This is a genomic window from Dehalobacter sp. TBBPA1 (assembly GCF_040931655.1).
GTDB classification, from domain to species: Bacteria; Bacillota; Desulfitobacteriia; order Desulfitobacteriales; family Syntrophobotulaceae; genus Dehalobacter; species Dehalobacter restrictus.
The window spans coordinates 1,692,143-1,714,605 of record NZ_CP162385.1 but is presented as its reverse complement, the minus strand read 5'-3'; the positions used below and the strand labels follow the sequence as shown (position 1 = coordinate 1,714,605).

The 22,463-nt window shown below is 45.5% G+C and carries 21 protein-coding genes and 1 riboswitch; of the genes, 15 read left to right on the top strand and 6 right to left on the bottom strand.

The features are described from left to right. The first annotated feature begins 16 nt into the window (after positions 1-16). The 6 genes from AB3489_RS08395 to AB3489_RS08370 all read left to right on the top strand — a co-directional run bounded on the left by AB3489_RS08395 (position 17) and on the right by AB3489_RS08370 (position 4,580). Complete coding sequence (locus AB3489_RS08395; protein ID WP_019225553.1) at positions 17-757, top strand: GntR family transcriptional regulator; 741 nt, start codon at positions 17-19, stop codon at positions 755-757. A 111-nt stretch (positions 758-868) separates the two neighbouring features. Continuing rightward, on the top strand, positions 869-1,477 hold the full coding sequence (locus AB3489_RS08390) for a GTP-binding protein (RefSeq protein ID WP_019225552.1): 609 nt from the start codon (positions 869-871) through the stop codon (positions 1,475-1,477). Positions 1,478-1,481: 4 nt separating this feature from the next. Beyond that, positions 1,482-1,937 (top strand): hypothetical protein, encoded by a 456-nt coding sequence (locus AB3489_RS08385; protein WP_019225551.1) that lies wholly within the window; start codon positions 1,482-1,484, stop codon positions 1,935-1,937. A 53-nt stretch (positions 1,938-1,990) separates the two neighbouring features. Next, positions 1,991-2,611, top strand: a complete 621-nt coding sequence (locus AB3489_RS08380; RefSeq protein ID WP_019225550.1) for a cobalamin-dependent protein — start codon at positions 1,991-1,993, stop codon at positions 2,609-2,611. 1 nt (position 2,612) lies between these two features. Further along, complete coding sequence (locus tag AB3489_RS08375; RefSeq protein WP_019225549.1) at positions 2,613-3,731, top strand: uroporphyrinogen decarboxylase family protein; 1,119 nt, start codon at positions 2,613-2,615, stop codon at positions 3,729-3,731. A gap of 42 nt (positions 3,732-3,773) precedes the next feature. Continuing rightward, entirely contained in the window at positions 3,774-4,580 is an 807-nt protein-coding gene (locus AB3489_RS08370) for a methyltetrahydrofolate--corrinoid methyltransferase (RefSeq protein WP_019225548.1), read from the top strand. Positions 4,581-4,890: 310 nt separating this feature from the next. On the opposite strand, the gene AB3489_RS08365 is transcribed toward AB3489_RS08370, so the two are convergent. Continuing rightward, the gene (locus AB3489_RS08365; protein ID WP_368292547.1) at positions 4,891-5,784 is read right to left on the bottom strand and encodes a DUF3102 domain-containing protein; all 894 of its coding nucleotides are present in this window, start codon (positions 5,782-5,784) and stop codon (positions 4,891-4,893) included. A 606-nt stretch (positions 5,785-6,390) separates the two neighbouring features. On the opposite strand from AB3489_RS08365, the gene AB3489_RS08360 reads away from it, so the two are divergent. After that, positions 6,391-7,731 carry an MFS transporter gene (locus tag AB3489_RS08360; protein ID WP_368292546.1) on the top strand — a complete coding sequence of 447 codons (1,341 nt, stop codon included), beginning with the start codon at positions 6,391-6,393 and terminating at the stop codon, positions 7,729-7,731. Positions 7,732-7,845: 114 nt separating this feature from the next. Here the strand turns inward: AB3489_RS08360 and AB3489_RS08355 are convergent, their stop codons facing one another. Beyond that, positions 7,846-9,180, bottom strand: a complete 1,335-nt coding sequence (locus tag AB3489_RS08355; protein WP_282432042.1) for an ArsB/NhaD family transporter — start codon at positions 9,178-9,180, stop codon at positions 7,846-7,848. Between the two features lie 211 nt (positions 9,181-9,391). Between AB3489_RS08355 and AB3489_RS08350 the strand changes: the two genes are divergently transcribed. From AB3489_RS08350 to AB3489_RS08325, 6 genes are all read left to right on the top strand, one after another. Further along, positions 9,392-9,739, top strand: coding sequence for a hypothetical protein (locus tag AB3489_RS08350; protein ID WP_025205540.1), 348 nt, complete (start codon positions 9,392-9,394; stop codon positions 9,737-9,739). Positions 9,740-9,769: 30 nt separating this feature from the next. Then, positions 9,770-12,373: a CBS domain-containing protein gene (locus AB3489_RS08345; RefSeq protein ID WP_368292545.1), complete on the top strand. Its 2,604-nt coding sequence runs from the start codon at positions 9,770-9,772 to the stop codon at positions 12,371-12,373. Between the two features lie 44 nt (positions 12,374-12,417). Then, on the top strand, positions 12,418-13,392 hold the full coding sequence (trpS, locus tag AB3489_RS08340; protein WP_025205544.1) for a tryptophan--tRNA ligase: 975 nt from the start codon (positions 12,418-12,420) through the stop codon (positions 13,390-13,392). Beyond that, a complete protein-coding gene (locus tag AB3489_RS08335) occupies positions 13,392-14,168 on the top strand; it encodes a ScpA family protein (protein WP_019225541.1) in 777 nt (258 codons plus the stop codon). Before trpS ends, AB3489_RS08335 begins: the two co-directional genes overlap by 1 nt. Continuing rightward, complete coding sequence (scpB, locus tag AB3489_RS08330; protein WP_368294610.1) at positions 14,168-14,701, top strand: SMC-Scp complex subunit ScpB; 534 nt, start codon at positions 14,168-14,170, stop codon at positions 14,699-14,701. The genes AB3489_RS08335 and scpB overlap by 1 nt, the downstream gene beginning before the upstream one ends. An 80-nt stretch (positions 14,702-14,781) precedes the next feature. Beyond that, positions 14,782-14,952, top strand: a riboswitch (Lysine riboswitch). Positions 14,953-15,118: 166 nt separating this feature from the next. After that, positions 15,119-16,372 carry a diaminopimelate decarboxylase gene (locus AB3489_RS08325; RefSeq protein ID WP_368292543.1) on the top strand — a complete coding sequence of 418 codons (1,254 nt, stop codon included), beginning with the start codon at positions 15,119-15,121 and terminating at the stop codon, positions 16,370-16,372. Here the strand turns inward: AB3489_RS08325 and AB3489_RS08320 are convergent. The 3 genes from AB3489_RS08320 to AB3489_RS08310 all read right to left on the bottom strand — a co-directional run bounded on the left by AB3489_RS08320 (position 16,365) and on the right by AB3489_RS08310 (position 18,350). Beyond that, complete coding sequence (locus AB3489_RS08320) at positions 16,365-17,180, bottom strand: YihY/virulence factor BrkB family protein (RefSeq protein WP_068883342.1); 816 nt, start codon at positions 17,178-17,180, stop codon at positions 16,365-16,367. The two genes, AB3489_RS08325 and AB3489_RS08320, sit on opposite strands and share 8 nt — an antisense overlap. A gap of 66 nt (positions 17,181-17,246) precedes the next feature. Next, complete coding sequence (locus AB3489_RS08315; RefSeq protein ID WP_019225536.1) at positions 17,247-17,627, bottom strand: DUF4363 family protein; 381 nt, start codon at positions 17,625-17,627, stop codon at positions 17,247-17,249. Positions 17,628-17,666: 39 nt separating this feature from the next. Beyond that, a complete protein-coding gene (locus tag AB3489_RS08310) occupies positions 17,667-18,350 on the bottom strand; it encodes a DUF421 domain-containing protein (RefSeq protein ID WP_019225535.1) in 684 nt (227 codons plus the stop codon). A 226-nt stretch (positions 18,351-18,576) separates the two neighbouring features. Here AB3489_RS08310 and AB3489_RS08305 point away from each other — a divergent pair, with 226 nt between their 5' ends. Beyond that, entirely contained in the window at positions 18,577-19,683 is a 1,107-nt protein-coding gene (locus AB3489_RS08305; RefSeq protein WP_025205552.1) for a ParM/StbA family protein, read from the top strand. Next, positions 19,683-20,192: a hypothetical protein gene (locus AB3489_RS08300; RefSeq protein WP_019225533.1), complete on the top strand. Its 510-nt coding sequence runs from the start codon at positions 19,683-19,685 to the stop codon at positions 20,190-20,192. Before AB3489_RS08305 ends, AB3489_RS08300 begins: the two co-directional genes overlap by 1 nt. Positions 20,193-20,486: 294 nt before the next feature. Here AB3489_RS08300 and asnB read toward each other — a convergent pair whose 3' ends face one another. Further along, the gene (gene asnB / locus AB3489_RS08295) at positions 20,487-22,328 is read right to left on the bottom strand and encodes an asparagine synthase (glutamine-hydrolyzing) (RefSeq protein ID WP_368292539.1); all 1,842 of its coding nucleotides are present in this window, start codon (positions 22,326-22,328) and stop codon (positions 20,487-20,489) included. Between the last annotated feature and the right edge of the window lie 135 nt (positions 22,329-22,463).

Below are 22,463 nucleotides of genomic sequence, written 5' to 3'. Positions count from 1 at the left end.
GAAGGATGAATGATCGTTGGCTGATATTTTATATTTGGCAGTCGTTGAAGAAATCAAGAAAGCAATAGTTTCCGGGCATCTTTCTCCTAGGGATATGCTGAAGTCGGAATCGGAAATGATGAAAGAATACGGCGTAAGCAGAATGACCTTACGAAAAAGCTTATCGTTATTATCCAATCAGGGCTATATTTATTCCGTTCCGGGTAAAGGCAATTTTGTCAAAAAACCAGATACCGATGTTTATCAATTCCGTTTTAACCGTTACGATAATCTGCTGTCCAAAGTTGACCGGATCAAACTGTTATCGGTTACAGTGAATACCGCTTCGGATGATGTAATGGATAACCTTTTGCTGCAGGAGAACGGACGGGTGGTGAGAGTCGAACGATTAGTCTACAGCGATGATCAGCCGGTGGCTCTCGAAGTTGTCAATACCCAATACATACCCAATACTCCAGTGGTTGAGGACAGAATTAACTTTGCCAATTATGCATATAACTTGGATAAGAAGCTGGCTTTTGGGGAAGAAACCTTTGGCTTAACTAAAGAGCTGGTTATCAAAGTGGTAAAGGCCGGTGAAGACATCTGCATGAGACTGAGTATTGCCCCGGGCGAGGATGTATTTGAAATCAGCGAGAGGATCATGAAAAAGGATGACCATTCTCCGCTGACTTACAGCTTGTTTTATATTCGTAAGGAGTATTTTATGCTTACGGCGAAAACTCCGGAGGAAGATGCAAGTAAAAAAATATTTTGAATTAACAGAAAATTATCATCTGGCCGATTGACATTCTCAATAACAGGGTATAATATTAAATTAACTAGTACGTACAGGTACATATTAAAATTTTAAAAAGGAGAACTGAAGATGTTTACCAGAATCGTATTTGTGTCCGGTTTTTTGGGTTCAGGAAAGACGACATTTATCGTAAAGCTGGTGGAATCTTTAGCGCAAAGAAATATCAAAGCGGCTCTTATCGTCAATGAAGCCGGGGAAATCGGCATCGATAACCAATATATGAAGCAGCTGGGATATAACGTCTGGGAAATCTTCGGCGGGTGTATCTGCTGCACGTTATCCGTCAGCCTGGAACATACGATTCAGGAGCTGGAAAAGAATTATCATCCGGATGTAATTATCATTGAGCCCAGTGGAGCAGCCAATCCGGAAACCGTTTACAATTCCCTGATCAGTTTAGGCATCGAGAAAGAGAGAATAGCAAACTTCTTTATTTTGGATCCCACCCGGATTGAGATGTTTTTGGAGATATTAACGCCACTCCTGATTTCCAGTCTTGAGCTAGCGGATTGTGTACTGATTAATAAAATAGACCTGGCAGACGGGGAGTCCATTGAAAAATGCCGGGAATTGGCCTTGACCCATGGACCACATTCACCAAACTTCCTGATTGATGCAAGTCAATCCTTGTCGGGGGAATTGTCTGGGTATATTGCGAACCTGATCGTAAAGAGGTGAGTAAATGCATCAAGATCATTTTCATCCGGTTACATTCAGCATCAGACTGATCCTTCAGGATAAAGCATCCGTCAAACGGTGGGCGGATATTGTCAACTATTATTTTTCGCAATACTCCAGTGAACTGTGCCAGAGGCCAAAGGTGTATATAGGGCATATTAAAGCAATTTCCATCCTTAATAAAAAAGAGTACATAAAATTCAGCAAGTTTAAGTGCGACATACCTGCAGAGGTTGTATCCGTAGGGGAATCATCTTATCACAGCATTCCTCTAATCCTGAATTCGTTGGTCTATGGAGTTGCGGAGGAAGACGCAGTTCAAGTCTTAAGGCGAGTTTCCAAGAAAATAAAAAAAGAGTTTCTGCTTGAAAGCACATTCAATCTTGAAAAAGCTGCTCATGACCATCATGGGCATCATGCACATCACCACGAGGACCCCAACCATAATCATAACCACTGAGTGGTTATAGATAAAATTTAATAATATTTAAAGGACAAAGGGGGAAATTTGACGTGAGCAATGTATTGATCCAGATGACTGCAGACCTGGAAGACGAAAAGGTTATACTTGAGGTACGAAGACAACTTGACGCAGGCATTGACCCGGTAGAAATTTTCGGGGCATGCCAGGAAGGTATGGTGGAGATCGGCAAACGGTTTCAGAAGGGGGAATACTTTGTTTCCGACCTGATGATGGCAGGGGCAATTTTTATGAGCGTCAATGAAATTGTTACTCCTTTTCTCAAAGTGTTAGGAAGCTCCAATGCGGAAAAAGTTGTCATCGGCACAGTTCAGGGGGATATTCATAATATCGGCAAGGATCTGGTGGTTGCCATGCTTAAGGCCGGAAACTTTGATGTTGTGGATGTGGGCGTTGATGTAACGCCAGAGGCTTTTGTCCAGGCTTTGCAGGACAGCGGCGCCAAGGTACTTGGGCTTTCCTGCCTCCTGACCACCGCATACGACTCAGTCAAAGCTACGGTGGCGGCAGTGGAAGCTGCGGGGCTAAGGGATAAAGTGAAGATCATGATCGGCGGCGGACCGGTTGACCAGGGAGTTGTGGAATTTACAGGAGCGGATGCATTCGGCAAAGATGCCCAGGATGCTGTAAGAGTATGTAAGGAGTTGATCTGATATGAATCCGTTATATCTTGAACGCCTGGAAAAAGCCAAGAAAACCATTGTCTTTGAAAATGATTCAGTAACCTCTTGTTATATAGGAACGGCAACTCCTCCGGCACACATGGGGATAACCATGGCGGAGTACATAAACGATCAGGAAAAGGGGCTGGACATATTCATTGACTATATCAATGAGATTAATGCCACCGCACCTGTTGACTGCCTGAACAGTGGATACATGCTAAAGCCCAACATAGCGCTGGCCACAGCATGGTTTTCTAAAATAAAGGTACCGGGCAGGGATCTTCCGGAGAATTCCCTCTGGCAAGTCGAAGAAAAAAAGGTAATGCAGGACGCAGATTATGATCTGGTTATTGAAAAGGGCTACAATGGGCTGTTTGAAAAAATATTTCCTCAAGTGGCTGATATGGCGGAATTTCAGGAATTTATCCGGTATAATCAGGAAAATGGAGCCAAAGATGCCGGGAAATATATTAATGCCGGTTATCCGGTCATTACCGCTTCCATGATCAGTCCGCCCTTTGAAATGCTTTGTGGCGCCCGCACTATGGGACAGTTCTATATGGACTGCTATAAAATGCCGGACAAAGTAAAAGCAGCTTTGGACGCTATGCAGCCTGATATTGTAAATTCTGCAGTCGGGATTGGCAAGGCGGCTCAGGGAGTTGGCACTTGGGTAGGCGGGTGGCGTGGAGCCAGTGCCTTAGTGTCAACAAAAATATGGGAAAAATTAGTATGGCCCTATATATATGATGCAGCAATAACCTTGGTTGATAATGGGCTAACCCCGATTTTCCATCTCGATCAGAATTGGGATCGGGATATTGAGAGATTTCTGGAAGTGCCGGCCAAAAAGTGCATCCTAAATACCGATGGCATGACCGATTTAAGAAACGCCAAGAAGAAATTAGGGGATCATATAGCGTTTATGGGAGACGTACCGGCCCAGCTGCTGGCTACAGGCACTCCGGAACAAGTCAGCGACTATGTGAAGAGACTTCTGGATGATATCGGCACTAAGGGGGTTTTTGTGACTCCAGGATGTGATGCCCCGGCCAATGCTAAGTTCGAAAATATGGTAGCAATGTTTAAGGCGGCAGCAGAATTTTAATAAAGCGATGAATTCTAATGATTATATAGGGAGTATATTCGCATGATATTTATCGGTGAATCAATCAATGGTACAAGAAGCGCAATCAAAAAAGCAGTATTAGAGAGGGATGCCGAATATATTCAGAGGATTGCCATATCCCAGGCGGAAGCAGGGGCAGATTATCTCGACGTTAATGCCGGGACCGACCCCAATCGGGAGACCGAGGATTTACTCTGGTTGATCGAGACGGTTCAGGCGGTGGTTGACGTCCCCATCTGCATTGACAGTTCAACAGCGTCAGCCATTAAAGCCGCCATGGGGGTTGTCCGCGCAACGCCCATGATCAATTCCATCAATGGCGACAGTAAGAGGTTGGAAAGCTTCCTTCCACTAATTAAAGAAAGAAACTGCCCGGTCATCGCACTGGCTATGGATGAGTCCAAATCCGATATGCCTAAGACCGTGGCAGAGAGAATGGTCGTTCTGGAAAAGATATTTAAGGCAACACGAGAAATGGCGATTCCGGATGAGAAGATTTTTATTGATCCGCTGATTATGGCTGTAGCCACAGACCAGACGGCAGCCAAGACGGTGTTTGAATGTATCCGGACAATCAGGGCCACCTACCCGGAAGCCCATATCACCGGAGGGCTCAGCAATGTTTCTTTCGGGCTACCCGAACGCGCCTTGATCAACAGGACCTTTTTGACACTGGCCCTGGAAGCCGGAATGGATTCGGCGGTTGTCAATCCGAGTAATGTGCAGCTGATTGAGTCATTATATGCCACAGAGCTTTTGCTGAGCAGGGACCGTTTCTGCAGAAACTATACGAAAGCCTCAAAAACGAATTTCAGCAGAAAAAACTAGAACTGGACTGAAAGAAAAAATGTCTGATTGGTTGATACTTTCAGGCATTTTTTTGTTTGCCAATTTCCTTAATCTGGGCTATTTCAACCTGAGTCTCAGGTGAGAATCTCTTTAAAACTGTGCGGGTGTCTTCTTAGCGCAAATATGTGCGCAGTTTTATCTTATTTGGACATTACTTAATATGGCCTGCCGTCAAGGAAATGCCAGATTCAAACAGCGTCTTTTTTGAATTATTGAGTAAGATTTGGGTTAAAATCAGATGCCAATCGTGGGACAAAGTTCCACCCACCGACAGCTTTTTTAAGAGCGCTCATGGGGTGGGAGCTTCAGGAGTTGCCGGAACTTTGGGAGCGGCGAGAACAGCTCTCTCAATTCGCTTTAATTTCGCCGATGCTTTTAATATAAACTGGTTGGTCTGAATTAAATAAAACTTGAAAGCATTCGGGTCCGCTGCGGCCATTTCTTTGATGGCGATAAACAGATCGTCGAATCCTTTGGCTATCAGATCGAAGCGGGCGTCTGCCTGGGTCATGGACAGGTTGAGCTTTAAGATCTTGCTTTCAAGTTCTATCTCGGCGATGCGCTTGGCTGCTGCATTTTCATTTTCAAGTACGTCAAGCTTCCGCTGCAGCTTCAAAACATTTCCCTGCTCGGCCCATACGGCTTGCAGGTTATCCGTGGCTTCTTTTTTCGCCTGGCCAAGCTCATTGGATAATTGGGAGATGGCGCTCTTTTGGGCACCACTCTCTTTCTGCAGCGCCTCTTTCTCAACGAGGGCCTGTTTCCTGTCATTGACCGCCTGCTGCAGCTCGCGGACGGACATATTCTCAAGATCAAATTGGGTAATGAACTCCGCGCGTTCCTCCGCCGGAAGCCCCAGGAGAATGATTGCCTGGGTATAACCCATCTTGGCAAACGGCTCTGTTTTCGCGCTGATGCCGTGCAGCTCAGGACCGTATTCTTCCGCTATGCGCATAAGATGATAGGCTGTGCGCTCGGTATACTGCACGGCGTTCTCCAGCCATAAACCATATTTACCATAAGGGATCTTTTCTTTGGCCTCCAAAAGGCGTCGTCCTATTTCAATGGCGCTGACTAACATGTATTTTTTGGCCTGTTCTTTGATCATGGTTATTTCAGCGGCGATAATGTCCGGCGTCCTTTCGATTATATCGTTTATATCGTTTATATTATTGGCATCCATGGTTAATGATCCTCCTACTGGTTGTACTCTTATTTCGTATGATATGTTGTCAAGCCTTGCGATGTGAATCTTCCATGCGGTAAAATTTCTGAAATCGAAGAATTTGAAAGCGCTTTCAAACGCTTCAGTTATTGAAGGAAGTAAATAAATACATAAATAAAGACGGCCTTGCGGCCGCCGGTTTTAATTTGGCTGAGGTAACGTTACCCTGGTTTAGCTTGTCCTCTCATACAGATCATTGATTGTGGTATCAATGATCTTGATATCTTGCTTGCCGGTCAAGTCCGGTTTCGGCGTCGGAATGGTGATGGTGAAGGTGGTGCCGATGACGGTTCAAAGCTCTTTTTAAAAGACTACATGATCCAGCCTGTGGGAAGAATAACCGTATAACTGAGGTGCTGAGCAAGTTTGCTGCCAAGGATCTTGATACGCATGAAGTGTATAAAAATTTTTATATTCAAGGCATGTTGAGAGCTGCGTTTTGATTTTGATAGAGAAGAAATAGTCAGAAATTAAGCGGTTACGGTGATGTTGTATGTTTTTGCGAGGTTTTACTTTTAAGAACGCAATTTAAAGATTAGGATCAATAAAAAGGAGATAAGTTAATTGAGTACTGTAAATGTTCCAAAAACCATCGACCAAAGCAAAATGAATAGATTTTTTGTTATCGTGGCGGTATTAGCTTTCTTGGGTCTATTATTTGATGGATACGCTCAGGGGGTTTACAGTACTTCCCTTCCTTCGCTGATTCAAGATACTGGTATTGAGCCAACAGTTTTTGGCCTAATTGGTAGTTATACACTATATGGAATGATTGCCGGCGGAATAATATTTGGAATGTTAGCTGATAAAATAGGTAATAAAAAAGTATTCATGTTAGCTATTGGCTTTTACGCGATGTTCACAGGTCTGATGGGAACTGCAACAACAGTATGGCAGTTTTCTTTATACCAAGTTTTAACAGGAATGGGTGCTGCCGGAATTGCCCCAGTTACCTTTGCTATGCTTGCTGAATATAGTCCTTTAAAAAATCGTATTCAATTGATTAACACGACGACTCTGGGAATGCCGCTTGGAAGAATGTTGAGCACTTTGGCAGGTATGGCTATTTTGCCATCGTTTGGGTGGAGACCAATGTTTCTGATTGGTTTTATTCCCCTGATTTTGATTGTTTTTTGTATTTTTTACTTACCTGAATCTATGCAAAAATTGATAAAAGACGATAAAAGAGAAAAAATTCAAAAGATCTTAAAATTAGTTGCCCCAGAATACACCCCTAGCATAGACGAGCAATACGAAACAGAAATCCGTCCTTCCGACAAAGGATCATTCCTAAGTCTATTTAGAAATGGCATGGCTGTGAATACTATTTTATATTGGTTAATCATGGCACTATGTATGTTTATCATTTACGGCTTAGTAACATGGCTGCCTAAAATGATGATGGGTGCAGGATATAACTTAGGATCCAGTCTCACGTTCTTTTTCACTTTCATCCTCGGGTCAATACCTGGTATCCTTCTATCGGGTCCGTTAGCCAATAAAATTGGACTTAAAAATACACTATCCTTATATGCAGCGGTTCCTGCCCTTGTTGTTCTGCTCTTGATGCTGAAACTAGATACAATTCTGGTATCAATTGTTCTGTTTGTCCTTGGAGCTGGTATGTATGGGTTATTGGGATTGATCTTTACATTCATATCAGTCAGCTATCCACTTGCCTTCCGTGGGACCGGATTAGGATGGGCTAATGCTGTGGGGCGTTTCGGCGGATCTTTCGCACCGATGACTGGAGGGATATTGATAGCCCAAGAGGCGTCTTTGATAACGAACTTTATCGTATTCGCAACGGTACCGTTTCTTTTGATAGTGATCTGTGTTGTAGTTTCTCAACTAATCGCTAAGAAAGCTGCATCCCCCATTAATAGGGAAAAGATAGTCGATTGATACAGCAATCAATTGTCTGCAAGAATTTCCGGAGTCAGGAAGCATATCTAGATATTCAATTTTAAAAAAGCAGGGATACAGGGTAATAATTGTTGAGAGGCATCTTGTATTAAACTAAATCAAATAGCGCAGAACAAGGTAAACCGTACTGATGGCGACGGTGATCAGCATTATGGGGAAGCAGACTTTAAAGTACTGGCCGAAGGTTATTTTGTATCCCGCTTCCTCGGCCATACCGGAAGCCACGACATTGGCGCTTGCCCCGATAATGGTGCCGTTTCCGCCCAGACAGGCCCCCAGTGAGAGCGCCCACCATAACGGTGTAATGTCCATTCCGGTCAGCACGCCGACTTCCTGAATCAGCGGGATCATGGTCGCGGTAAACGGGATGTTGTCAACAAAGGCCGAAGCGATCGCGGAAACCCAGAGAACGGCCATTCCGAGTAAAAACATATCACCGTTGGTTTGTTGAACAATACTTTTCGCAAGCACTTCCAAAACTCCGGCCCGTTCCAGACCGCCCACCAGCATAAAAAGACCGGCAAAGAAGAAGATCGTTTTCCACTCGACTTCTTTAAATACTCTCTCCGGGTTGACTCCGGAAATCAGTAAGAGAAGGACTGCCCCGGTCATGGCTACGACCGAAGACGGATAATTTAAAACGCTATGCAGGATAAAGCCCAGGATGGTCAGGCCCAGTACGATTAGGCATTTAGTAAGGAGCTTTTTATCCTTGATTGCTTCATATTCGTTGAGCAGCAGGACCTTTTTTTTATTCTCTTCTTTTGTATGGAGATATTTTTTATAGACCAGCAGAAATGCTCCAATGGTGACGAACAGGATAGGAACAATGATTGGCGCAACATTAATAACAAAATCCATAAAGCTTAAGCCTGTTTTCGTCCCGATCATGATATTTGGCGGATCGCCGATCAGGGTCGCCGTGCCGCCGATATTCGAAGCAAAGATCTGGCTGATGACGAACGGGATGGGCTTTATCTTAAGGTCTTTTGTTACATCCAGCGTGATCGGGAGAATCAACAGAATTGTGGTTACATTGTCCAGAAAGGCTGAAGCAATCGCTGTAATGAAGGAAAGGTACACCAACACTTTCCAGGGTTCTCCTTTGGCCAGCTTGACAACTTTAATGGCCAGAAATTCGAACACACCGGTGCGCTGGGTGATCATAACGATCACCATCATGCTGATCAGCAGGGCAAGTGTATTAAAGTCGATGGCTTCGTAAGGATTTTCATGGTCTAATAGCCCCGTAAGCGCCATCAGAACGCCGCCGCCGAGCGCGATGATCACTCTGTCGATCTTTTCAGTAACGATGAGCAGATAGGCAGCTGCAAAGATAATGACAGACAGTGTCATGGCAGGTGTGAATTCCATTGCTGAAAGGCCTCCTTCGTCTTTTTCCTTCGTCTTTTCTGCATCGGTATACATAGGGTACGGCTTCGACAGTAAACTTTTTCCTAATACATTATGGCACTCCTGGCAAATTAATCAACAAGTATCCGGCTAACAGGTTCAATATATTTTTATTTTCCAAATTCTTTATTTTCTTATATAATAGGATAGGAATTAAGATAGATAGGGATTAAAATCAAGATCAAAAAGATCATTTCTATCTGAAGAGGAGATACAGGAGGGTACAATGGACGAAAAAATGGCCAAATTGAAGGAATACCTTCAAATGGAGACGGAGATTGCATTTGAAGAATTCAAGACGTATTATACCGGTGTGATTGAACAGCTGAACAAAACATATAGCGAGATGGACCAGGCTGCCTGTTTCCAAGCCAGGTATATCTGCAGTATCGTTCAGGGCAATGCCGAATCTCGTGCCCAGAGAAGTAAAGTGAACGGGAAAGCTTTCAAAAAAATGGCTGCCAAATGCGGGTTCTGGGTCGATGCGATTGATCATCGGCTGAAAAAAGAAGGTATGACGCAGAATGAAATTGACGCGGCAATGGGTGAGATAAATAAGGATGCTGAGCAGTAAAGACGTTCTGGATTTATCGGCGAAAAGGGCATGGATGGAGAATCAGCGATGATCATTATCCTATCACATCAATTTCTTGATTTTGATGCGCTTGCAGCGATGGCCGCAGCCCAAAAGCTATGTCCGGAAGCCGTATTGGTAATCGACGGCAAATACAGTTCTTATGTACAGGAATTTTTATCGCTGGCCAAAGAACAATTGCCCTACTACCGCTTCAAAGATATTGACGTGGACAAGGTAGAAAAGATCATTCTCGTGGATACACAGGAAATCGAACGGTCCATCGGCAATAAAAAGCTTATGGACAGGCTTCGGACCATCCCAATTGAGATCATTGACCATCATCCTGTCGTCGAACCGGATGGTCAGAACCAGATTATTGAAATGGTCGGAGCCTGTACGACGATTCTGGTCGAACAGATTCAGCAAAGAGGCATAAACCTGACCAGTTTCGATGCGACGTTAATGGCTCTGGGAATTTATGATGACACCGGAAGCCTGCTTTTTGCAAACACAACACCGAGGGATCTGCTGGCAGCCGCCTATCTTGTGGAAGAAGGGGCTGAGCTTGCCGTTATGGCGGAGTATCTGCAGAGACCGCTTACCTCGGAGCAAAAGGACTTATTCCAGCAGTTACTGGATAACGGCGTGATCGAAAAATATGATGAAATGCCGGTTTTTATCTCTTATGCCGAAAGCAGGGAGTATTTTTCAGGGCTGGCTTTGCTTGCTCACCGGATCGGTGAATTTGAGAATGCGGAGATCTTTTTCCTCGTCGTGAAGATGGAAGACCGGGTCTATCTTGTCGGCAGAGCAAGAGGAGGCAGCAGCCTGCCACTCAATGAAATTGTTCAGGCTTTTGGCGGCGGAGGCCATGAAAAAGCCGCTTCAGCCGTAATCAAAAATGGCAATATAGACAGCATCATCAGGCTGTTACGAGAAGAGATCAAGCTGAGGGCAGAGAAACCAACGACGATACGCGACATCATGAGTTATCCTGTTAAAACGGTTTTCCCGGATACCTCGATCGAAGAGGTAGGCAAGATGCTTCTAAAGTACGGGCATACCGGTCTGCCTGTTGTCCAGGATGAAAAACTTGTCGGGATTATCTCGCGCAGGGACGTGGACAAGGCCTTGAAACACGGGCTGCAGCACGCTCCGGTGAAGGGGTTTATGACCCGGGACGTGATCACGGTCCAGCCGGATTTAAGTTGGGAAGAAGTCCAGAAGCTGATGGTTTTACATGATATCGGCAGAATCCCGGTGGTGGAAAACGAGATCCTTACCGGCATTGTGTCGAGATCCGATGTGATGCGGCTCATTTATGGCAGCGTCGTACCAACCTTAAATGAGCTTGCCAGAGACAGAAGCATAGCCAGACGGGAAGAAATCCTGCGGCATATTGCAGGGCTTCCCCAGTACATTCAGGATGATCTGGCGGTAATTCGGGAAGCCGCTTCGGAAATGGGGAACCAGGTCTATCTGGTTGGCGGTTTTGTCAGGGATTTACTAATGAATATGCCGAACAATGATCTGGATATTGTTGTCGAAGGCAACGGGATTGAGCTGGGCAGGATTCTGAGTAAAAAACTGACTTGCGACAAATTGGTCTTGCATGCGTCCTTTGGCACAGCCAGTCTGATTTTCTGCAACGGCACACATTTGGACATTGCTTCAACCCGCCGGGAGGATTATGATTTTCCCGGAGCTTTGCCGGTTGTGGAGGAGTCAACCCTCAGAGAGGATTTGCTCCGGAGAGATTTCACCATTAATGCCATGGCTTTATGTTTGAACGAAGACAGCTTTGGCGATATCATTGATTATTATGGCGGTTTTCGTGACCTGCAGCAAAAGGAAATTCGTTTCTTGCATAACCTCAGCTTTATTGACGATCCTACCCGGATGCTCAGAGCGATAAAGTTTGCAGTTCGGTATGAGTTCAAGCTTGCCAAGGTGACGGCGGATGCGATACCAATCGCCTTAAAAGAGGCCGTTTTTGCCAAAATCAGTGCGGAACGCTTTACGGAAGAACTGATCCTGATCTATAAGGAAGCCAAGTTTCAGCGCATGGGCCGCGAATTAATACGGAACGGTATTTTCAAAGCCTGGTTTAAAGCAGATTATGCCTGGAATTTTGAGGAGGCGGAGTCCGTCGGTGAGCAAAGGTCATTGACCGAACGATGGCTCATCAGCCTGAAAAATCTGGACAGTAATGAGATTTCCGCTGTTTTGGACAGACTGACCTTACCTAAATCTCTCAAAAGGATTACGCTTGAATACCTGCGGCTGAAGCAAGCCTTGAAACTGGAAGATCTTACCGATCTGAAAAACCTTGATGAATTACTTGCAGGAGTTCCGTTATTGTTGTTTAATATTCTTGGCAGTGATGATGCCTATACGGACTCTCTGAAAAAATACCGTTTGCTGCGCGAGGGAATCCAGATGAAAACAACCGGAAAAGATCTGCGGCAATCAGGCGTCAGGGAAGGACCGGAAATTGGCAGCATCCTGAAACAAATCCGGCTGGCCTGGCTCGAAGGAAAAATCCGGACTCCGGATGAAGAAAAAAGGTATCTCGAAATCCTGCTCGAAAAAAATGATAGAGCTGATTGCATAGATAATAAACCAATATAAAATAGATCTTTATGAATTGTAAAATTCTGAAGGGAGAAATGACTTTGAGAAACAGAATTTTTAGCGGTATGCGGCCGACAGGTTCGCTGCACATAGGACATTTAAGCGTTCTGCAGAACTGGGCTGCGCTCCAGGATGAATATGAATGCTATTTTGGCATTGTCGACTGGCATGCGCTGACCACTGGTTATGAAGATAAGCTTGACCTTAAGGCTTTAATCAGAGAAATGGCTCTGGACTGGCTGAGTGTCGGAATAGATCCTGAAAAGAGCGCCGTGTTCATTCAATCCCAGGTCAAAGAACATGCGGAACTTCACCTTTTGTTTTCCATGTTTACGCCGATTTCGTGGCTGGAAAGAGTGCCGACGTATAAGGATCAGCTCCAGCAGCTCGGAAATGAAGGCAAAGACCTGCATACGTATGGTTTTCTAGGTTATCCTTTACTGCAGGCGGCGGATATTCTCGTCTACAAGGCCAAAGCCGTCCCGGTAGGAGAAGACCAAATCCCGCATATCGAACTTTGCAGGGAAGTCGGACGCCGTTTTAATTACCTGTATGGGAACGTTTTTCCCGAACCGCAGGCCCTTATCGGCAAAGTGCCGCTGCTGCCGGGTGTCGACGGCCGAAAAATGAGCAAAAGCTATAACAACGCAATCTCGCTTACAGCCTCAACGGAAGAAATCAATATCAGGGTCAAACAGATGATCACGGATCCCGAGCGCCTCCGCAAGGACGACCCGGGACATCCGGAAGTCTGTGTGGTTTCCAAGTTTCATCATATTTATACGCCGGATGTAAAGCGGGTCGAAGAAGAATGCTGCGCCGGCAAAATCGGCTGCGTCGCCTGTAAGAAGTATCTGGCTGAAAACATCGATAAAGTGCTTGCCCCCTATCGGGAAAGAAGATTATTCTGGGATGAAGACGGCAAGGTTGAAAAAGTACTGCAGGAGGGCGCCGAGAAAGCCAGGATTACCGCTGCAGCAACCATGGCGGAAGTCCGGTCAGCGCTGGGGATCTGATGGATGATGCTCTAAAACGTGCCCCCTATGTTGAAATCCCAAATTTTCAAGGCCCTTTGGATTTACTCCTTCATCTGATCCAGGAGCATAAAGTTGATATTTATGATATTCCGATCGCGCTCATTGCCGATCAATTCATCGCTACTGTCCGCAGATTAGAAGCGCTGGATATGGAAGTGACTTCGGAATTTCTGGTGCTGGCGGCCCATCTGTTGTATCTGAAATCACGGCAGCTGCTGCCAAAACCGCAAAAGACCGAAGAGGAACTGCTGCTGGAAGAAGAGATGAAACAAGACCTTGTGGAAAGGCTTGTCACCTACAGGGCTTTTAAAAACATTGCCTCGTTTTTGAGTTCGAGGGACGAAACACTGGGCAGCAGGTATTTCCGGGAAATCGATCTTGAAGAGATCCTTTCCAGAATCCCGCCGCCGAACCCTTTGCAGGGCATTGTCATGGAGGATTTGTTCAAGGCGTTCCAAGCTGTTCTGGAGCGGGTTGAAAAAGGTGAGGATATCCAGTATGTGCAGGTCGAAGAAATCCCTGTGGAGATGATGACGAGCGACATCATGCGCAGAATGATCCTACATCCCAAAGGGCTGAAGTTCAGTCAGCTTCTAAGATACGGATCGAGGGTAGAAATTGTGGTAGCCTTTATCGCTTTGCTTGAGCTGCTCAAAGAAGGAAAGGTCAGGGCGGAGCAAAGCAAGGAGGCCAATGAAATATTTTTGGTTCCAACCGAAAAAGCTTGGGACTTTCGAAATGAGGAATCGGGATGATGCTGTTTCAGGATACGGAAATTGCTGCCCTGGAAGCTTTGCTTTTTGTGGCCAAGGAACCGCTGAGCATGACGAAAATTGCAGAGATACTGGAGATACCGGCCGATCATGTGCCTGAATTTCTGCAGGCACTAAAAGACAGATATGAAGATCCCGCGAGCGGTTTGGTGCTTATTGAGCTGGAACAGGGTTTCCGGCTCGGAACGAAGCCTGAACTTGCCGGTTACATCGAAGTCTTGTACAAACAACCTTCTCAGATACTATCGAATGCAGCGTTGGAAGTCCTGTCGATTATTGCTTACAAACAGCCGATTACCCGCGGCGAAATTGATTTCATCCGCGGCGTCCAATCCGACCGGGCGCTTGCCACGCTGGTTGAAAGAGGGCTGGTCAAAGACTTGGGACGGAAGGATGGTCCGGGACGGCCGATCCTTTACGGGACAACCGAAGATTTCCTTATCCACTTTGGCCTGAAATCTATTCAGGATCTCCCGCCGCTGGAGCATACGGCAGAAGAGGAAGAGGAAGCTTAATCGATCAGATAGAAATTATTCTTATCGGAAGTTGTCCTTTTCTGTCGGATGTGCTAAAATAATTGGGCAAATTGAATATTTTTAGGGATAGAGGCGCAGTGCTTAAGAGTAATGATTCCGAGATGCCAGTCGATGACGAATAAAGAAAGGAAACACTGCCGAAGCCGGATGATGGCCAAGAGTCGGGCTGGGTTTATACTGAAAGAGTATAAAACTGTCATTCTGAAACGGAATGAAGCGCTATTCGGAACCTTTCAAATTACCGGCGTTTGATATGCCGGAAAAATAGGATTTTTCAGGTTTACGGGTAGTATCCGTAAACTTTTTTCGTGTATTTGAAAATACGGTAAGCGCTTTCTGATACATCGAATTTCAGCTTAGGCTGCCGCCAATTTACCTTAATAGGAGGATGCGACCATGTCGAATAAATCATTGCCTTTTTCCAGTCAGGAAATTGAAAGAATTGCCCAGGAGTATGGAACGCCTTTTCATATTTACGATGAAAAAGCAATCCGGGAGAACGTACGCAGGCTTCAGGCTGCCTTTGCCTGGAATCCAGGATTTAAGGAATATTTTGCGGTAAAAGCAACACCAAATCCGTATATTTTAAAAATTCTGGCCGAAGAGGGAACAGGCGCAGACTGCAGTTCTCTTCCAGAACTTATTTTGGCCGAGAAGGCCGGGTTGAAAGAGGAAAACATCGTATTCTCCTCCAATGATACGCCGGCAGCCGAATTCTGCAAGGCCAGGGACCTCGGAGCGATCATCAATCTGGACGATATCACCCATATCGATTTTCTGGACAGAGAAGCCGGAATCCCTGAAATGATCTCTTTCCGCTATAACCCCGGTCCGCTGCGCGAGGGCAATACGATTATCGGAAAACCCGAAGATGCCAAATACGGACTGACAAGAGAGCAGCTTTTTAAAGCGTATGCCAAAGTGAGAAGTCTCGGTGCCAAAAGATTCGGTATTCATACCATGGTAATTTCCAATGAACTTGATCCGGAGTTTTTTGTCGAGACGGCCCGGATGATGTTTGAATTGGCGGTGGAACTGAAAGAAAAGCTCGGTATCCGGATTGAGATCATTAACCTTGGCGGTGGGATCGGAATTCCGTACCGGCTGGGTCAGGATCCTGTAAATCTGGAATATGTCGGGAAACGGATCAAACAGGTTTACGAACAACTGCTTGTTCCGGCAGGACTGGACCCGTTGAAGGTAGCCATGGAGTGCGGACGGATGATTACAGGACCTTACGGTTATGTGGTTGCCAGAGTGCTTCATAAAAAAGAAATCTACAAGAACTACATCGGACTCGATGCCAGCATGGCTGATCTGATGCGTCCGGGGATTTACGGGGCTTATCATCATATCACGGTTGTTGGGAAAGAACAGTTGATACCGGACCATCAGTATGATGTGACCGGAGGGCTTTGTGAGAACAACGATAAATTTGCGGTAGACAGGATTTTGCCCAAAATGGATATCGGGGATCTTGTGGTGATTCATGATACGGGTGCCCATGGACATGCCATGGGATTCAATTATAACGGCAAGCTCAGATCAAAAGAACTTCTTCTGAAAACTGACGGCCGGGTTGAGATGATCAGAAGAGCCGAAACCATTGAGGATTATTTTGCGACGCTGGATTTTGATGGGCTCAATTAGCCCTGTCAATTAACGCAGCATTCAGTGCGCTGCCGAGCAGGAGTATAACACAGCTCCAGTACAGCCACAACAGAAGAATGATGATGCCTGCAATGCTTCCGTAGGCCAGGGTATAGCTGTTGAAATGATTCACGTAATAGGCAAAGGCCAGAGAAATAATAATCCATCCGCCTGCGGAAAATAATGAACCAGCAAAGTAACTCCGGATCGGATATTTGTTGTGGGTTGCGATGATATTCAGCAGGATGAAGATCATAATCAGAAAAATAAACTGGATAAGCAGGCGAAGGTTCTGCCAGATGAGCGGAAATATGTTGTCCGGCCCTAAAAGATAGACAAAAATATTGGCCAGTTTTTGACCGAAGATTAATACCAGGAATGAACCAACAATAGCCAGCGCAACGATAACAAAAAAAAGCAAAGCCGAAAGTTTTAAACGAAAAAACGACCAGGTTTCCTGAAGACCGTAGGCTTTGCCGGCTCCTCTCATCAAGGCATTGATACCATTCAAAGATGCCCACAGAGCGCCAATCATGCTTAAGACAAGCAAAGCAGGGCTGCTGCGGACGCTGAAGACCTCAATGACAATGGTCTCAACCATTTGGATGGTTTCGGCAGGCAGCAGGAACTTAAAACTGTCGAAGAACTCCACATTGCTGATGTCCAAAAAACCGACCAAGGTCAGAAGGAAAATAACAAACGGGAAAAAGGACAGGATGATGTAGTAGGCAACCTGTCCGCTAAGCGCAAATAATTCATTGATGGAGATAATTCGAACATACTTCCGGAAAAAGCTACGCCAGTTCATATTTGTTAGCCCCGCAGTTTTGAACAAGTCTGATCGCTTAACTTTTAAAACCTGATCGTTTAACTTTTATAAAATGTTATTTAATTTCAATGTTTCTGATTTCGGGACCTCCTGTAGCAGGAACGTCAGAGTATTCAATTCAGCCATGGAATGGCTTTTTTCTTTGTACTTAACGTATTGGGAAAGGCGTTTGTAGGAAATTTCTATATTGTTCAGGATACTGTGATTAAGAAAAATGGACCACCAATCGTGCAGTTTGGTCCAATGATCATAGGTTTGCTGTATCGTTAGGGAGGCTTCGTCCCATTTATCAGAGGCGATCAGAAGCTCGACCTGATCCAGATTATCCAGAACAGCGCCGGAAGTAGAATCGATCCTGTCGGCCACCCATAAGGTCGATCCGATTAGAATCACGAAACCCAGGATAATGGTGAGCGTCGAACGCATGCTGTCTCCTCCTTTTCAAAAGAGAATATTTATTTGGAATTATTTGTTTGGGTCTGCTTTTTGCTGAATATAGAGCTTGCGCTGGGAGTCGATGCTCGCAAAAAACACCTTCTTAATATCCGGAACATTTGCTTTGGTCAGTTCCTTATTCAGCCATTGAATATTGACACCCGATTTCTCCAGATTCTTTTGCTGGAGCTTACCGTCCATGATCAAGGCTAAAGGCAGACCTTCAGCTATTACCTGCAGCTTCAAATCCTGCGTATTCACCGGACGTTTACCTGTTTTGGGGATAACACTAAGCTGACCGTTGGTTTCTAAAATCGCATATTCTACATCGGCGATGTTCGGCAGATTTTTCGCCCGGAGCTGTTCAAGCAGATCACTGAGGTTGTAGCGGAGTTTTCTGAGTTCTCCTTCAAGGATTTGCCCCTTATTGATCAGAATGGTCGGTGTACCGCAGATGATACCGCGGGCTTTTTCACTCTTTAAAGCGATCTCCGAAATGGCTAGACCGAGCAGAAGCAGGATCAGGACCGGAAATAAGCCCGCCACCAGCGGAATACCGGAATCCTGACTCGGGATAACGGCAAGTTCGGAAATCATCAGAATAATAACAAGCTCAAAAGGCTGGAGCTGACCAATTTGTCTTTTACCCATGACTCTTAAGACGAGGACAATAATCAAATAGAGGATAATCGTTCGAACAATACCGATCAGCAATGGCGTGTGCTCCTTTCGGCCAATATCTCTATTAATTTTTTCCCTATCCGGGCAATTTATTCTCAATTTCCTGAAAGTTATGAGGAAAATGCCATATGATTACCAAAAAAATCAAGAAAATGGAGTGTTTAAAATCTTCCCAAGAACTTTGTTTTGATATACAATGAATAGAATGATAGAATTAATTTGGAAATTCATATTTTTTGTAGAATAAGGAGGAAAGCACGTGTTCGAAAACGACATACTGGTTGCTGGTGCAGATCCTGGTTTTGGCGCCATAAAGCTCGATATTGGCGATACGAAGATATTATTTCCTGCACTCATCTGTAATGGTAATGAGAGAATTTTCTCAACCTTGGGCAGAACTGAGCTTGAAAAAGGATCGGATCTCGATAAACAAATCGCTTCTCTTGATGTCATTGTCAGAAATAATTCCAGCGGCGTAGAACGGCATTATTTTATGGGAAGCCTGGCCGAGAGTCTGAATCCCAAAGAAGCTCATTATTGTTGGGATGAAGATAAATCTATGGACGAAGAAGCGATGTCTTTGCTGATCGTGGGCTTAGCTTTGGCCCAGCCTTATCCTAAGACGAACATCTATCTCGGAACCGGGGTTCCTGTCAAATTCTACGCCTCTCTGAAAGACAAATATGAGGCAGAATTAAAGGGTTCTTTTTCTGTGACTTTTCTGTCCGGCACATTCAAAGGACAAACGCGCAGTATGAACATTCTCCGTTCGCGAGTGCTGCCTCAAAGTTACGGCGTATTCATCAAGGAAACACTGACTGAAGACGGCAAACCGACCAATCCGAAGCTTTTCGGCGGTTATGTCGTTGTTATAGATCCTGGTTTCAGAACGACGGATATTGCCACATTTTACGATGGCATTATGCTTGATCCACCGAATTCATTCAGCATTGAGAAGGGGCTGCAATGGGCCTACGCCGGCGTAGCTGAAAAACTCAAAGAAATGACCATGAACCATACCAACCCGATCGAGACGGATGACAAGGAACTTGATAAAATTTTCAGAGTGAATAAAGGATTATATCCGTGGAATAACGGAGCAATTGACCTTAATCCTGTCATGAAGAAGATGCTGGCCCAACTGGCCGCTGATATTTCCAGGGAAATTATGAAGACGCTGAAACCGATGGCCGGCAGGATTCATACAATTCTTGTTGCCGGTAAAGTTGGGGAGATGATCTTTGAATATCTGAATCTGGAAAATAAGATTCTGATTGACGATCCTCAGTTTGGGAATGCAGCAGGTTTCCGGATTATGGCCGCAAACCTGGTCAACAATCTTACCAGGAAAGTAAATGTTGAATAATGAAAACAACAGGTCATCTTGTACTCTATATTTCTGAAAATGAAGATTTTGAGCTCTGGAGGGTTCTTTCGCAGATCCCTCCGGAGGAACGGTCTGCTTTTGTCAAAAATGCCCTGAAAACTGCGATTGTCCAAAACAATGAGTCCAGAAATCCTCAGGATCATTGGGCAAGGCAAAATAACGTTCTGCGGCTTGATAAGAGCGCCGGTCAAAGCCCGGTGATGAATGAGGTGGCCATGGAGGAGCTGGGCTACAACACGATTGCTGCTGCGGATGAAAAAGCCATGCGGCCGTTAATGAACGGTATTCCTCAGGGCAGGGGAAATCCCAGACCCGAGGTGGATTTCGACCTCGTACGCGTGGAAGAATTGCTGCAGACCGGTGAGGCAAGGCCCAAGACCTCACTGCCTGGTCTTGACTTTCTGCTTACGAATGTCATCGGTGAAGAAGATGATGAAAAAGTGATTGAATTTGTCCGAAAAAGCCAAACTGCCTCCGGAGAGGAATAAAGCAAAATGTTCTCCGCGGGGCAGTTTCTCTTTGTTATATTATTTATTTGGGGTTTACGCCATGTACCCTAACCGCTCTTCGGCTATTGCGCCCTCCTTGGCGCAAAAAGCCGCGCTTCGCATCGTGCTCCGCTTGGCCGCGGATAGACTACATGACGTTAAATTTTGCGTATATTAAGCGATCGTATGCAGAATACGGGATCCGAATCTTGGCGAATTCTGAATAGTAAAAGCGCTACTTTTAGGCATTATTGGCCTCTTCAATGTAACCGTCTGTATAATTTCCTCTGTAGATCAGATGATACTGATCTTATATTTTTTGAACCAGAAATCCAGCTGCAGCAGAAAGGCAAAAAGTCTGGGTGTGTCCATCAGCTGACCGAACCACGGTCGATTGGCATCGGACGACGGATTGGCCATTAAGTCCAGAAGTTGTTTTTTATTCACTAAATCATACAGCGGTGAGGCAGAGTCTTCCAGAACAGTACGAAGTCTGCCGGTGACCATCTCCAGGAATTGCGGATGGTGGGTTTTGGGGTAAGGGCTTTTGCGCCGCCAGAGAACATCTTCAGGAAGTATGCCTTCCAGGGCGGTTCGCAAAAGCCCTTTTTCGCGATTTTGCCAGTACTTCATTTCCCACGGAATATTCCAGACATATTCAACAATCCGGTGGTCACAGAAAGGCACGCGGACTTCCAGACCGGAAGCCATCGTCATTCTGTCTTTGCGGTCAAGCAGGGTGGGCATGAATCTGGTCAAAGTCAGGTAACTGATTCGTTTATCTTTGTCTACTTTGGCGCCCCCGGTCCCCGAAACGGGAACTTCTGAAACGGCTTCCCGGTAGCGCTCTCTTACATAATCTAAAGGTGCGATGATCTGGAGAATTTCCGGTGATAGGATCCGGAGGCGAGTTTGAAGGTCCGTTGACCACGGAAAGGTATCTGCATTTTTAAGATCATCCCGGTGAAACCACGGATATCCGCCAAAAACTTCATCTGCGCATTCCCCGGAAAGTCCGACCGTTACCGACTCTTTGATTCTCCGGCTGAACAGCAGCAGGGAAGAATCAACATCGGCCATACCCGGCAGGTCTCTGGCTGCGGCAGCGTCTGTCAGAGCTTCGACCAGTTCTGCAGTATCCAGAAACAGATTATGGTGGTTGGTGTTGAAGCAATTGGCCATTTTACGCACCCATGGAGCATCCGGATCGGGCTGGTAGTCATTTGCTTGAAAATATTTGTCGTTAGCGATGTAGTCAATAGAGAACGTGGGGAGGATTTTCCCTTCAGCCTGATACTTCTTGGCAGCGATAGCCGTTATGATACTGGAATCCAGACCTCCGGACAATAAAGTCCCTAGGGGAACATCGGAGACAAGCTGACGGGAAATGGCATCGATGACCAGTTCGCGAACATGATCAACCGTTGTTCGGATATCATCTGTATGAGGTTTGTTTTCAAGCTGCCAGTAGGGCCACTGTCTTATTCCCTCATACTTAACCAGCATCGCGTATCCGGGTTTCAGTTCACAAATGTCTTTAATAACACCAAAACCCGGAGTCCTGGCCGGGGCAATCATAAAAAGTTCGGCGAGGCCTTCACGGTCAATGACCGCAGGGATATCCGGATGGGCAAGTAGCGCTTTAAGTTCTGAAGCAAAAATGAACGACGGGTATTTATGATAATAAAACAGCGGTTTAACGCCCATTCTGTCCCGGGCCAGAAAGAGAGATTTTTCCCGGCAGTCCCAGATCCCAAACGCGAAAATGCCATTGAGTTTCTGAACGCAATCCACGCCCCATTCCAGATAAGACAGAAGCAGGACTTCCGTATCAGAATGCCCTTGGAAGGAATACCCTTTCGCTGAGAGAGCCTGGCGGATTTCTTCGGTGTTATACAATTCTCCGTTATAAGTAATCGTATAGGCCCAGCCGCCGCGCCAGCGGGTCATGGGTTGTTTTCCTCCTTCAATATCTACAACCGCCAGCCTGCTGTGGCCCAAAGCAATTTCGGGATAAAGCCATTTTCCCCGAGTATCAGGACCGCGGGGAGTAAGGGTGTCGACCATTCTGTCAATGACAGGGCCGGATTCGGACATATCCTGCGTCCAATCCAGCCAGCCTGTAATTCCGCACAAAGCTGTTCACTCCTTAAATAATAAAATAATGATAACTGGTATCACCTAATACTATATATATGACCGGTATAACCGAATGTTTCAAAATAATTTCGTGAATTCACTTGCCAAATAAAAAGCATTTGTATATAATGA

What these genes read in the sequence shown, in the direction of transcription:
- AB3489_RS08390 (WP_019225552.1), top strand. Translation starts at nt 869, where the DNA reads ATGTTTACCAGAATCGTATTTGTGTCCGGTTTTTTGGGTTCAGGAAAG.
- AB3489_RS08385 (WP_019225551.1), top strand. Translation starts at nt 1,482, where the DNA reads ATGCATCAAGATCATTTTCATCCGGTTACATTCAGCATCAGACTGATC.
- AB3489_RS08375 (WP_019225549.1), top strand. Translation starts at nt 2,613, where the DNA reads ATGAATCCGTTATATCTTGAACGCCTGGAAAAAGCCAAGAAAACCATT.
- AB3489_RS08370 (WP_019225548.1), top strand. Translation starts at nt 3,774, where the DNA reads ATGATATTTATCGGTGAATCAATCAATGGTACAAGAAGCGCAATCAAA.
- AB3489_RS08365 (WP_368292547.1), bottom strand. Translation starts at nt 5,784, where the DNA reads ATGGATGCCAATAATATAAACGATATAAACGATATAATCGAAAGGACG.
- AB3489_RS08355 (WP_282432042.1), bottom strand. Translation starts at nt 9,180, where the DNA reads ATGTATACCGATGCAGAAAAGACGAAGGAAAAAGACGAAGGAGGCCTT.
- AB3489_RS08350 (WP_025205540.1), top strand. Translation starts at nt 9,392, where the DNA reads ATGGACGAAAAAATGGCCAAATTGAAGGAATACCTTCAAATGGAGACG.
- AB3489_RS08345 (WP_368292545.1), top strand. Translation starts at nt 9,770, where the DNA reads ATGGATGGAGAATCAGCGATGATCATTATCCTATCACATCAATTTCTT.
- AB3489_RS08335 (WP_019225541.1), top strand. Translation starts at nt 13,392, where the DNA reads ATGGATGATGCTCTAAAACGTGCCCCCTATGTTGAAATCCCAAATTTT.
- scpB (WP_368294610.1), top strand. Translation starts at nt 14,168, where the DNA reads ATGCTGTTTCAGGATACGGAAATTGCTGCCCTGGAAGCTTTGCTTTTT.
- AB3489_RS08325 (WP_368292543.1), top strand. Translation starts at nt 15,119, where the DNA reads ATGTCGAATAAATCATTGCCTTTTTCCAGTCAGGAAATTGAAAGAATT.
- AB3489_RS08320 (WP_068883342.1), bottom strand. Translation starts at nt 17,180, where the DNA reads ATGAACTGGCGTAGCTTTTTCCGGAAGTATGTTCGAATTATCTCCATC.
- AB3489_RS08315 (WP_019225536.1), bottom strand. Translation starts at nt 17,627, where the DNA reads ATGCGTTCGACGCTCACCATTATCCTGGGTTTCGTGATTCTAATCGGA.
- AB3489_RS08300 (WP_019225533.1), top strand. Translation starts at nt 19,683, where the DNA reads ATGAAAACAACAGGTCATCTTGTACTCTATATTTCTGAAAATGAAGAT.